Consider the following 12291-nt stretch of genomic DNA (forward strand, 5'->3'; position numbering starts at 1 on the left):
ATCTTTACGAATGAAGCCTTCTATAGTTGCCAAACTGGAAGCGTTACAAGAGCGCCACGAAGAAGTTGAAGTCTTGCTCGGCGATGCCGGGGTCATTACCGATCAGGACCGTTTTCGCGCGTTATCCAAGGAATATGCGCAACTGACAGATGTAACGGCGTGTTTTCAGCGCTGGCAGCAAGTACAGGAAGATATTCTGACTGCAGAGATGCTGCTTGATGATCCAGAAATGCGCGATATGGCGCAGGACGAACTGCGCCAGGCCAAAGTGATTCATGAACAGCTCGAGCAGCAATTGCAACTGTTGCTGTTGCCGAAGGATCCTGATGACGATCGCGGCTGTTTCCTGGAAGTGCGCGCCGGCACCGGCGGTGATGAAGCGGCCATCTTTGCCGGTGATTTATTTCGCATGTACAGCCGCTATGCGGAAATGCGCGGCTGGCGGGTAGAGATTGTCAGCGCCAGCGACGGCGAACATGGCGGCTTCAAGGAAGTGATTGCCAAAGTTTCCAACGATGGCGCCTATGGCCTGTTTAAATTTGAGTCTGGCGGTCACCGGGTCCAGCGCGTCCCTGAAACCGAATCCCAGGGGCGTATTCATACCTCGGCCTGTACCGTGGCAGTGATGCCGGAAATTCCTGAGGCCGAACTGCCGGAAATCAACGCCGGCGATTTGCGCATCGATACCTTCCGTTCCTCAGGCGCCGGCGGTCAGCACGTCAATACGACCGATTCAGCGATACGTATTACCCACCTTCCCACCGGGCTGGTGGTGGAATGCCAGGACGAACGTTCCCAGCATAAAAATAAAGCCAAAGCTCTGTCGGTGCTGGGCGCACGGCTGCGCGCCGCCGAAATGCAGCGCCGCCACCAGGAACAGTCTTCGACCCGACGTAACCTGCTGGGCAGCGGAGATCGCTCCGACCGCATCCGTACCTACAATTTCCCCCAGGGGCGCGTCACCGATCACCGTATCGGGTTAACCCTGTACCGTCTGGACGAAGTGATGGAAGGTAAGCTTGATATGTTGATACAGCCTATCATGCAGGAACACCAGGCCGATCAGCTGGCGGCGCTTTCCGAACAGTCATGATGGACATCAAGGGTTGGTTGGCAATGGCCGCCGGGCGTCTGACCGGCAGCGACAGTCCGAAGCGGGATGCGGAAATCCTCCTCGGTCAGGTGACCCAACGTTCCCGCACTTCGCTGCTGGCTTTCGGTGAAATCCCGCTTGATGAAGCCCAGCTTGCGCAACTGGAGGTGTTGCTCAGCCGGCGTGCCGCCGGAGAGCCGATAGCCTATCTGACCGGAGAGCGAGAGTTTTGGTCAATGGCGCTGAAGGTGTCGCAGGCGACGCTGATACCCCGCCCTGATACCGAATGCCTGGTAGAACAGGCCCTGCGCCTGTTGCCTCCTGAGCCCGCAGCGGTATTGGACCTCGGCACCGGCACCGGCGCCATTGCCCTGGCGCTGGCGAGCGAACGCCCTGATTGTCGGTTTACCGGTGTCGATGTTCAACCGCTGGCGGTAGAGCTTGCCCGCGACAACGCCCAGTCACTCGGTTTGCCGAACCTGCAGTTTCAACAGGGAAGTTGGTATAAGTCATTGCAGGGAAAGCGTTATACTCTTATTGTGAGTAATCCTCCCTATATTGATGCAGAGGATCCTCATCTGGCTGAAGGCGACGTACGCTTTGAGCCCCTCAGCGCATTGGTGGCGTCTGAGGGAGGATTGGCGGATCTGTCGCAGATTATCGACGAGGCGCCAACACATCTTGAGCCCGGAGGCTGGCTGGTGGTTGAACACGGATGGCAACAGGGTGAAGCGGTCAGGCTGTTGATGCACAGGGCCGGATTTATCGATATTGCTACCCACAGGGATTACGGCGGCAATGAACGGGTTTCATTGGGACGTTGCTCCGCATGAGACTGAACGCACTCGGCGAAAGAGGGTGATGTACACGTATATAGCTGTGAAATATATTCATTTCGCCACGATCTGGATAACCATCACACTGCTGGTCCTGCGTTTTTACTGGCGCTGGCAGGCTCACCCCATGCTGTCTAAACGCTGGGTTCGCATCGTCCCGCACCTGAATGATACCCTGTTACTGATAACCGGTATTTCACTGATTTTCATTACCGGCATTTCTCCTTTCAGTCCATACGGAAGCTGGCTGCTGGAAAAACTGGCGATAGTGGTTGTCTATATCCTGCTTGGGTTTGTCGCGCTTGGCAACGGCGCGCGCCGTGAGAAAATTCGCTGGCTGGCATTTATCTGTGGCGTTACCTGCTTCTATGTTATCTACCGGCTGGCCACCACCAAGCATCCTCTGCTGACAGGATTTTTATGAGTAATATTGCGGATTTTGAATACGATCTTTTACCGCTCAGCGAGGGCGTAATTTGTGTTGCCCGGGCTATTCGCCCAGACTTTCCCGATGAGTTGGTACGCCGCCAGCTTGCTGGTCTGACCGAACAGGCCAGGGCGCATATTCCGGCGGATCTGCATCAGGATAAGCAACTGACGCTGCTGCTGGAACTGTTTTATCATTCCTGGGGCTTTGGCGGCGTCGGCGGCGTTTATCGGCTGTCTGATGCCCTGTGGCTTGATAATGTGCTCGAGCGTCGCCAGGGCCTGCCCGCGTCGCTGGGCATTATCCTGGTACATATCGCCCAGGCGCTGGACATTCCCCTGATGCCGGTGATTTTTCCCACTCAGATGATCCTGCGTGCCGACTGGCTCGATGGTGATCGCTGGCTGATTAATCCGATAAACGGCGATACGCTTGATGAACATACCCTTGATATCTGGCTGCGCGGTAATCTGGGCATCGGGACGTTCCTGCAAGACGATGATCTTGAGCAAGCCGACAATAACACCGTGGTGCGAAAACTGCTGGATACGCTGAAAACGGCGCTGATGGATGAAAAACAAATGGAACTGGCGCTGAATGCCAGCGAGGCGCTGCTGGAGTTTGACCCGGAAGATCCTTATGAAATCCGCGACCGCGGCCTGATTTTTGCCCAGCTTGAGTGCGATCACGTGGCATTATCAGATCTGAATTATTTTGTTGAGCAGTGCCCTGAAGATCCGATCAGTGAGATGATAAAAGTGCAGATTCATTCCATAGAGCAAAAATTGGTTACCTTACATTAGCCTGCTGCTATTGCTCTTGTTTTAGGCATTTTCGATTAAAGATAGAAGGCATAAGCATGAAACAACACGTAGTCAACATTGGCGAAATCCCGGTGGCGAATGATCTGCCGTTTGTCCTGTTCGGCGGGATGAATGTGCTGGAATCGCGCGATCTGGCCATGCGAATCTGTGAACATTACGTTACGGTCACTCAAAAACTTGGCATTCCCTACGTTTTCAAAGCCTCATTTGATAAAGCCAACCGTTCATCCATTCATTCATACCGAGGTCCGGGTCTTGAGGAAGGGCTTAGAATCTTCCAGGAACTTAAAGCCCGGTTCGGGGTGAAAATCATCACCGATGTACATGAGGCCGCTCAGGCGCAGCCGGTATCTGAAGTGGTGGATGTGATACAGCTGCCGGCATTTCTGGCCCGCCAGACTGATCTGGTCGAAGCCATGGCGCGTACCGGGGCGGTAATCAATGTCAAGAAACCCCAGTTCATCAGTCCCGGACAGGTGGGCAATATCGTCGATAAATTCCGTGAAGCCGGCAACGAACAGGTTATCCTGTGCGATCGCGGCAGTAATTTCGGCTATGACAACCTGGTGGTGGATATGCTGGGTTTCAATGTGATGAACCACGTTTCCGGCGGTTGCCCGGTGATCTTTGACGTCACCCATGCCTTGCAGACCCGAGACCCGTTCGGCGCCGCGTCAGGCGGACGCCGTGCCCAGGTAGCAGAGCTGGCGAGAGCCGGTATGGCGGTAGGTATCGCCGGTCTGTTTATCGAAGCTCACCCGGACCCGGAACACGCAAAATGCGACGGTCCTTCGGCCCTGCCGCTGGATAAGCTGGAGCCCTTCCTGGTCCAGATGAAAGCCATCGATGATCTGGTCAAGCACTTCCCGGCCCTGGACACCAGCCGTTAATCTGACTTGCCGCACCGGTATCGCCGGCGCGGCCCGCTGGACTGTTCAGATGGGCGTTCCCGGCGGCACGGCCCGCCGGACTGTTCAGCCGCGCGTTCCAGGCGGCGCAGCGCCGCCGGACTGTTCAGCCGCGTGTTCCCGGCGGCACCCCGGTGGCTGCTGCGGGCTTTGGTAGATTGGCCAGCGCCTCATCAAGAGTTGAATAAAAACTCAAGCGTCCTTCAATGGCAATGACCCCGGCGCGCGCCAGCGTCTTCAGCGGTCCAAACGGCACATCCGTTACCACCAGATGTTTCCCCGGCGGCAGTGTTTCGCAAAAGTGTAGAAACGCATTCAGGCCGCCAGCGTCCAGGACCGGTACGGCATCCCACTGTAAAATGATCAGCCGATCGCTGGCAGTCATGCGGGTTATTTCTTCAAATATCCGTTCAGCGGCGGCAAAAAAGAGTGGCCCGTTTACCCGCAGTACTTTTGCCTGGCCGGCAACGGTGGTATCTCTTACCTGTGTCATGCTGGCGATACGGCGCATAAACAGTAATGAGGCTAATACGATGCCGATGGTGATGGCGATAACCATATCGAACAGCACCGTCAAGGACATGCACAGCAGCATCACCCAGATATCATCGCGCGGCGCGCGGCGCAGCAGATAAACCACTTTATGGGCTTCGCTCATATTCCAGGCGACCATCAACAGCAGCGCAGCCATCGCCGACAGCGGCAGCCAGGATAAGGCCGGCGCCAGCACCAGCAGCGCCGATAATACCAGCACGCTGTGAAACACCGCCGACAGGGGAGACGTCGCACCGGCGCGCACATTGGCGGCCGATCGGGCGATGGCGGCCGTCGCGGTGATACCGCCGAAAAACGGCGCAATGATATTGCCCAGTCCCTGGCCTATCAATTCATTATTCGACTTGTGCTTGGTGCCGGTCATACCATCCAGCACTACGGCGCAAAGCAGCGATTCAATCGCCCCCAACATCGCCATGGAGAACGCAGCCGGCAGCAGGGCGGTAACGGTTCGCCAGCTCAGCCCAGACGCCACGCCCTGAGTGTCAGGCAGCGACCAGGGCAGTACCAGGCTTGGCAGCACCGGAGGGATACCCTGTCCATGCGTGCCGTCCGCCAGCATATAGCCGAAGCGGGAGCCTATGGTGGCGACCGGCATATCAAACAGCCACAGCAGGGCCATCACCCCGGTGCCGGCGATAAGGGCGGGCAGGTGGCCGGGCAAACGCAGTCCCAGCTTGGGCCAATACACCAGCACACCCAGTGTGGTGATGCCGATCAGGGTATCGCCGAGATTAAGCGTTGGCATAGCGGTGGCCAAGGCCGCCACTTTACCGATGTAATGTTCCGGTAGTTGCGCAGGCTGCAGGCCAAAGAAATCCTTCACCTGCATGGTGGCGATGGTAATGGCAATGCCCGAGGTAAAGCCCAGCGTGACCGATAGCGGAATAAATTCAATCAGTTTACCCAGGCGGGCGACGCCCATGATGATGAGGATAATGCCGGACATCAATGTCGCCAGCAGCAAGCCAGCCAGGCCGAACTGCTGGGATACGGGGTACAAGATCACCACAAATGCCGCCGTCGGACCGGATACGCTGTAGCGGGAACCGCCGCACAGGGCAATCACAATACCGGCGACGGCAGCGGTATAGAGCCCATACTGAGGGGCGACGCCGCTGCCAATCGCCAGGGCCATAGCCAGAGGAATAGCGATAATACCGACGGTGATACCGGCTATCAGGTCTTTGGTAAATCGTTGGAAGCTGTAGGCTTCTTTCCAACAGGCCTCAGTGAGGGCGCTGAAAAGACCTATCCCGGTGAAGAAATGATTTTTCATCTAGCAGTTGGGCCAAAACAGAAATAATGGCGGGCCGCAGGGTCCGTCGAAAAGAGTGACTAAGATACACCTCTTTCAAGAAATTAAAATGGTGCCAAATCAATACTAAAACAATTATTGACTAATCATTGGCATTTTCTAACCTGATCGGGGCGGGTCGGACCCGACTGGCGACCGAGGATGAGTGATAAGGCGCGGTAAACGTGACAAGGTCACGTTAACTGGCAGGCCCCTAGCCGGGGCCAGCCAATGTTACAGCATTATGGTCATCATATAGGCGACAAACAGCGCCAGGTGGGCGGTGCCGTTAAGGACATTGGTCCTGCCGGTGGAGAAAGACACCTGACACAGCACCATTGCCGTCACCATCACGACGATTTGCGGCAGTTCCAGACCGAAATCAAGCTCCCTGCCGGTCGCGAGTGCGATAAGCGTTACCGCCGGCACCGTCAGCGAGATGGTGGCCAGCACCGAACCGAAAAACAGGTTCATCGCGCGCTGGACCTGATTTTTCAGTACCGCGCGAATCGCGCCCAGACCCTCAGGGGACAGGATAAGCAGCGCCACCAGAAAACCGGTGAACGATTTGGGCGCGTTGAGGCCGCTCAGCAGATGGTCCAGCGGGTTAGCATTAAACTTGGTGACGGCGACCACCGCCATCAGATGAATGATGAGCCAGATGCTATGCCATACCGAATTGTGAGCTGAAGGTTTGCCGTGCGGGTCATCGTCGTCACCGTCTTCATGCTCATAAATGAACCAGTTTTTGTGGGTTCTGGTCTGAATGCGCAGGAATACCCCGTACATAGCGGCAGAAATGGCGGCGGCAATAATCATCTGCGTGGGACTGAAATTACCGTCCGGCAGCGCTGCTGGAAATACCAGCACGATTACCGAGAGCGGAATAATGGCCATCAGATATTGTTTGATACCCGCCAGGTTGACGGATTGCGTGGCAAATTTACGGCCGCCCAACAGCAATGAAAATCCGACCAGGCCGGTGGTGACGATCATGATGACAGAATAAAGGGTATCGCGCATCAATGCCGGTGCAGCGTTGCCGGTCGCCATTAATGCAGAGATAAGGCTGACTTCAAGTATCACTACCGACAGGCTGAGAATAAGAGATCCGTAAGGTTCTCCCAGTCGGTGCGCCAGCACATCGGCATGCCGTACCACGTTAAACGCACTGACCAGGATGGCGAGCAGCGCCAGCAGATTGATAGCTACGATGGCACCGAAGAAGTCGGTATCACCCCAGTAGCTGAGCACTGCCAGCGCTACAATCGGGAAGAGCAGTGTATATTCCTTATGGCGGGTTTTCACCGCCGGAGAGGAGGATGTCATTATCGTAAATCTCCTTAGCATCGAGATGCTATGACTAAAGGTGTGTAATACCGTTCTGATTCCACCCTCAATGTTCCATGGCGCAACCGACGAAATAATCGGACATAAGTCTATCAGAAAAGCGACTCAAACTGAGACTTTTTGTAACATACTGATACAGATCGCGTGGCGCATTTAACAGCAAGACTCTTTTACAAGCAGCTGATTTAGTGGGTGTTATGAGATATGGGCAATGGATTGCCGTCCAACGGCAGCTAATTTATTCTGGCAGTGACTGCCTTGGCTGCTTAACTTAAAGAGTTATTACGTTAAAGGGAGAAAGGGTTATGCCGTACAAAAGCAATGCTTCGTTACCCGATAATGTCACTCATGTACTGCCCAAGCATGCGCAGGATATTTACCGGGAGGCGTTTAACAGCGCCTGGGACCAGTATAAATCACCTTCTGAGCGTCGGGGAAACGAGAGCCGGGAAGAAACCGCGCATAAAGTCGCCTGGTCTGCCGTGAAGCACGCATACAGCAAAGGCGATGATGATAAATGGCATCCCAAAAAATAGCTCCCTGCCGCCAGACTGAGCGGGAACTTGATCGCGAGGCCGGAAACGCATATGGTCATTAATTGAATAATTAGATCAATTATGGTTATTCTGTTAATGAAATGCTGTTGGGCACTGACAGTGTATTAGGCAATAAATGTCAGGAGAAGCGAACGCGTGTTAACCCGTGATTTTTTGCAAAAAGCCGATTGTAAAACGGCATTCGGCATCATTGACGAAACGTTACTGCTCACACCTGAACAACGACATGCTTCCCTTCTTTGCACGCTCTCTCGCCGGCCGGATAACAGTCCAGTATGGATCTTCGGCTATGGCTCATTGATGTGGAATCCAGTGTTCGAAGCGGAAGAAGTGCGGCCGGCCGAGCTTACCGGCTGGCACCGCGCATTTTGCCTGCGCCTGATAGCCGGACGGGGTACCAGCTCTCAGCCCGGCAGAATGCTGGCTCTGAAAGAGGGGGGGCAGACCACCGGACTGGCTTTCAGATTGCCGGAGGAGCGATTGGTAGAAGAGCTGGAACTGCTGTGGAAGCGCGAGATGCTCACCGGCTGCTATATCCCTACCTGGAGCGAACTGACCCTGGATGGCGACCAGCAGGTCACCGCTCTGGTTTTTGTTATGGACCCGGCCCATCCATTCTTTGAGGCCGATACCCGATCACAGATTATCGCCCCGTTGATTGCCTGCGCCAGCGGGCCGCTGGGGACCAATGCCCAGTATCTGTTTGCCTTGGAGCAGGAACTGAACAATTACGGTATGCAGGATGACTGCATGGTAGAGCTGGTTCAGCATGTTCGACAATTGATACAGGCCCGATCGGCCCTGAATCAGGATGCCTTTGACGATCCGGGCATGGCGTTATAAAGCGCGGCGGCCCCGAAAATGCGCAGGCCCCGAGACGATATTCAGGCCCGCCAGAGGATATCCGGCGGGCCTGCTGCAGTTTGATTCGAGCTTAGGGATGCTCTTTTTTTTAGTTGATACTGTCGGGGTCATCGACCACCGGAGTCGATAAGCGCCAGCTTATTCCGCCGCCGTTGAGCCGACAGATGGCGAGGCCTTGGGTTTCAGGTAACGGGCAACCAGTCGTTTACGTACCCGGACGACAAACTGCTCCTGGAACAGGACACAGATTACGGTGGTCAGCAACAGGTAGACAACGTAAGCCGGCAGGGAGGGCTGTACCCGGCCAGCCGCGGCGATGCAGCCACTCCAATCATTCATACACTGGCCAGGGTTACCGCGCAGAAACTGTTCAAGAGTAAAGAACAGGTTATACAGTGGTACATGCAGGGCAAACATCGACAGCGAGGCACCGCCCAGCCGTTCAGACCAGCGCTGCAGCCACTTACTTTGCGGGTGACGCGCCATGGCGGAAAGATAAATCAGCCCAATCTGCGCCGGCAACAGCAGCCCGTTATGCAGCAGAAAATACCAGAATTTTTGGCCATGGGTAAACAGCACCGTCGCTGTCAGAAAACAAACCAGAATGAACAGCGACAGCGCCCACTTCTGCCCGGCGCCAGGAACATGGCCTTGCTGGCGGGCACGTTTGAACAATGCATAACCCAGAATTCCGCCCAAGAATTCAGGCAGCCGGAACAGAGGGAAACGCTGGATAAGGCCAGTGAACGGAACACCGTATTCACCTGACCAGACGACAAACACCGGCGGAATGAGGTACAGCGCCATTATTATACCCAGCCACAGCCAAATTCGTTTCACATTCATCAACCGTGGCGCCAGCCAGGGAAACAGGATATAGAAGAAAAATAGCGCCGACAGCGACCAGAGCGGAGCATTGAAGGTCAGGAAATAAGGGTTCCAGGCCTGCAGCATAAACAGCTGGAGCACTGCATTAAACGCCAGCTGCGTATTGTCCATATAATGCCGGAACAGTTCCGGGTGGGTCTGCCCCAGCACTTCATTGGTATCATAAATGACAAAACGGATACTGGCGGGTGGGCCTTCAGGCGGGATAGCCAGCCACTGTATCAGCAGGATAACCAGGATAGACGTCACCAAGGCGACGATATGGATAGGATAGAGGTTAAAAAAGCGTTTGGCCCAGAATCCGGTGGCGGGTTCGCGCAGCGCATTCCCTCGAACATAGACATGGGCAAGCAGGAAACCCGACAGGACAAAGAATGCGCTGGTGGCGAAGAAACCCATACTGGTCAGCTCGCTCAGGCCCGGAATGTCTTTCACAAGCGGATAACGGTGGGAGGTATGGTAGATCATGACATAACAGCCAAGCAGAAAGCGTAGCCACTCTAGGCCAATAAAGCGTTCCTTTTCCAACGATTTCATCAATGTTTCTCCGGTCTGATGCCAGCAGAAGTGTTATAGTAATGGTCTATGCTGGTTAAAATAATGCTCAAATAATTGTAGTTTATATTACTTTTGAGACTAATTATTATTTTCCTGTATGTTATAGTGCCCTTTCTCGGGTTACTTTATGAGCAGTCCGGCCTCCGGGGCCGGTCATCAAAGCAACGGTGCTGGATGTTGTCCAGTATCAATAGAGAGGCATCGCCGTTAAGATTTTCATATGCTGCCGCCCAGCGCGGCGATCGCTAAAACCGGGGTTGCGAACCTTTATTTGCACGCTGGGTCTTTACTGTTTCATCCAGCAGGCAAACGCAGTGGTGGACCAACGCACGGTCGGCGAGCCGTTATCTGGCGCCTACCAGCATGTGCAGACCGATATCGCTGCGCCCGCTCATCCCCCCGCCAACCACACGGACACTGCAGGCGGCCCGTTTTCGCGCCAGCTTGAAGGCCTGCCCGATTTGGGGGGCGTAAGTCTAAACGATAGCGTTGATGAAAAAAAGGTTGCCGGTGCCATCAAGGCAATGGGCGAGGCCAGCATGGAGAGCACCAACTCGTCCTGGCGCAACTATCTTATTGGAAAAGCACGAGAACGTATCTTTTCCCAACTGCAGCAAACCGGCGAAGAATTGCTATCGCCGCTGGGCTATACCAGCGTTAATCTCACGGTAGATGATGAGGGCGGCTTTACCGGCAGCTCAGCACAACTGCTGTTGCCGCTGGCAGATCAGCAAGGCCGTATCCTGACTTACAGCCAGGTCGGCGTCACTGAAGCGGATCAGGGCACGGTTGCCAATGCCGGCATTGGTCAGCGATTTAACCGCGGAAACTTCCTGCTGGGCTACAACCTGTTTTATGACCAGTTCCTGGGCAGCGGCAGCCTGCGTCGTGGCGGGCTGGGCACTGAGCTTAGGGGCGACTACCTCCGTCTGTCATCCAACTACTATTATCCCTTATCCAGCCTCAGGCAGGATGCGGCGCATCCTGGCTATCGACGGCGGATGGCCAGTGGTTATGATATTACCACCCGTGGGTATCTGCCTTTTTACCGTCAGCTTGGCGCATCGGTAAAATTCGAGCAGTATTACGGCCAGAATGTGGATTTATTCAACAGCGGCAATTATCGCCAGGATCCCTCGTCCCTTGAGTTCGGCTTGAATTACACCCCCATACCGCTGGTCACCTTCACCGCCAACCACAGTCTGGGCGAGGGGGGCGAATCCCAGGATAAACTTTCTCTGGCGGTAAACTATAGGTTCGGCGTTCCGCTGGAAAAACAGCTCTCGCCTCAGCAGGTCGCTGCCGCACGTTCATTGCGCGGCGGCCGCTATGATGTGGTTGAGCGCAATAATTCGCCGGTGCTGGCCTTCAAACAGCGTAAGTCGCTGTCGGTGTTTCTGGCGACGCCGCCCTGGTCGTTGCAGGCGGGGGAATCATTACAGCTCAAGGTTCAGATGACCGCCCGCTATAAAATCATCGCGGTCAGTTGGCAAGGCGACACGCAGGCCCTGAGCCTCACCCCGCCGGCGGATAACAATCAACCTGATGGCTGGAGCATCATTATGCCGGCGTGGAGCGGCGCCGCTTCAGCCAGCAACGAATACCGGCTGTCGGTCACTGTTGAGGACGCCCAGGCGCAGCGGGTCACCTCCAACTGGATCGTGCTTAAAGTGGCTCGCCCGCTGACCGCTGAGCGCAGCGTTGATGAGCGACTTGACTTTCAGGCTGAAGATACCGGCCAGGATCCAACGCAAGCGACGCAATGATACGCCCTTAACGCCGTCATCGCTTAAGCTTGCCTGAATGGCCGTTAATGCCCGCTAACGCCGCCATCGCTTGAGCTTGCCTGAATGGGCCAGTTACTCCCCCGTTTGGTGCACATTTTGCCCCAAGCGAGGGCAAACACCCGCCTTTTAGCCCAGCGCTGCTCGCTACGGGACAGCGACAGGCACCGAATTAAAAAAATATCCGCTATTGCATAATATTGCTGTTAAGCGCATCGGCCTAACCCTCTCGCGCATAACATTCACGTTATATGCAATAAAAGTGAATAAAGAATATCTGTAAGTTACTGAATATTATTGACGAAAAATTTTCTATTCACTTTGAAGCCGATAAATGGCATGTTGTGTGC

At 55.0% G+C, this 12291-nt stretch carries 11 protein-coding genes; 8 read left to right on the forward strand and 3 right to left on the reverse strand.

The window, feature by feature from the left end:
• Window positions 1–10 precede the first annotated feature (10 nt).
• The 5 genes from prfA to kdsA are packed head-to-tail and all read left to right on the forward strand — an operon-like array spanning window position 11 to window position 4070.
• Window positions 11–1093: a peptide chain release factor 1 gene (prfA, locus tag EDC52_RS00105; protein WP_131863245.1), complete on the forward strand. Its 1083-nt coding sequence runs from the start codon at window positions 11–13 to the stop codon at window positions 1091–1093.
• On the forward strand, window positions 1093–1926 hold the full coding sequence (gene prmC / locus EDC52_RS00110; RefSeq protein ID WP_131864050.1) for a peptide chain release factor N(5)-glutamine methyltransferase: 834 nt from the start codon (window positions 1093–1095) through the stop codon (window positions 1924–1926). Before prfA ends, prmC begins: the two co-directional genes overlap by 1 nt.
• Before the next feature lie 25 nt (window positions 1927–1951).
• Complete coding sequence (locus EDC52_RS00115; protein WP_131863246.1) at window positions 1952–2353, forward strand: SirB2 family protein; 402 nt, start codon at window positions 1952–1954, stop codon at window positions 2351–2353.
• A complete protein-coding gene (gene sirB1, locus EDC52_RS00120) occupies window positions 2350–3159 on the forward strand; it encodes an invasion regulator SirB1 (protein ID WP_131863247.1) in 810 nt (269 codons plus the stop codon). Before EDC52_RS00115 ends, sirB1 begins: the two co-directional genes overlap by 4 nt.
• Window positions 3160–3215: 56 nt before the next feature.
• Complete coding sequence (kdsA, locus tag EDC52_RS00125) at window positions 3216–4070, forward strand: 3-deoxy-8-phosphooctulonate synthase (RefSeq protein WP_131863248.1); 855 nt, start codon at window positions 3216–3218, stop codon at window positions 4068–4070.
• A 124-nt stretch (window positions 4071–4194) separates the two neighbouring features.
• Here the strand turns inward: kdsA and dauA are convergent, their stop codons facing one another.
• Entirely contained in the window at window positions 4195–5922 is a 1728-nt protein-coding gene (dauA, locus tag EDC52_RS00130) for a C4-dicarboxylic acid transporter DauA (RefSeq protein ID WP_131863249.1), read from the reverse strand.
• Between the two features lie 252 nt (window positions 5923–6174).
• A complete protein-coding gene (gene chaA, locus EDC52_RS00135) occupies window positions 6175–7269 on the reverse strand; it encodes a sodium-potassium/proton antiporter ChaA (protein WP_131863250.1) in 1095 nt (364 codons plus the stop codon).
• Between the two features lie 326 nt (window positions 7270–7595).
• Here chaA and chaB point away from each other — a divergent pair, with 326 nt between their 5' ends.
• The gene (gene chaB, locus EDC52_RS00140) at window positions 7596–7826 is read left to right on the forward strand and encodes a putative cation transport regulator ChaB (RefSeq protein ID WP_131863251.1); all 231 of its coding nucleotides are present in this window, start codon (window positions 7596–7598) and stop codon (window positions 7824–7826) included.
• A gap of 156 nt (window positions 7827–7982) precedes the next feature.
• Complete coding sequence (locus EDC52_RS00145) at window positions 7983–8690, forward strand: gamma-glutamylcyclotransferase (RefSeq protein ID WP_131863252.1); 708 nt, start codon at window positions 7983–7985, stop codon at window positions 8688–8690.
• A gap of 159 nt (window positions 8691–8849) precedes the next feature.
• On the opposite strand, the gene EDC52_RS00150 is transcribed toward EDC52_RS00145, so the two are convergent.
• Window positions 8850–10136 (reverse strand): acyltransferase family protein, encoded by a 1287-nt coding sequence (locus tag EDC52_RS00150; RefSeq protein ID WP_131863253.1) that lies wholly within the window; start codon window positions 10134–10136, stop codon window positions 8850–8852.
• 338 nt (window positions 10137–10474) lie between these two features.
• On the opposite strand from EDC52_RS00150, the gene EDC52_RS00155 reads away from it, so the two are divergent.
• Window positions 10475–11923, forward strand: a complete 1449-nt coding sequence (locus EDC52_RS00155) for a YchO/YchP family invasin (RefSeq protein ID WP_230467919.1) — start codon at window positions 10475–10477, stop codon at window positions 11921–11923.
• The last annotated feature ends 368 nt before the right edge of the window (window positions 11924–12291 follow it).

This window comes from Biostraticola tofi (assembly GCF_004343195.1).
Classification (GTDB): domain Bacteria; phylum Pseudomonadota; class Gammaproteobacteria; order Enterobacterales; family Enterobacteriaceae; genus Biostraticola; species Biostraticola tofi.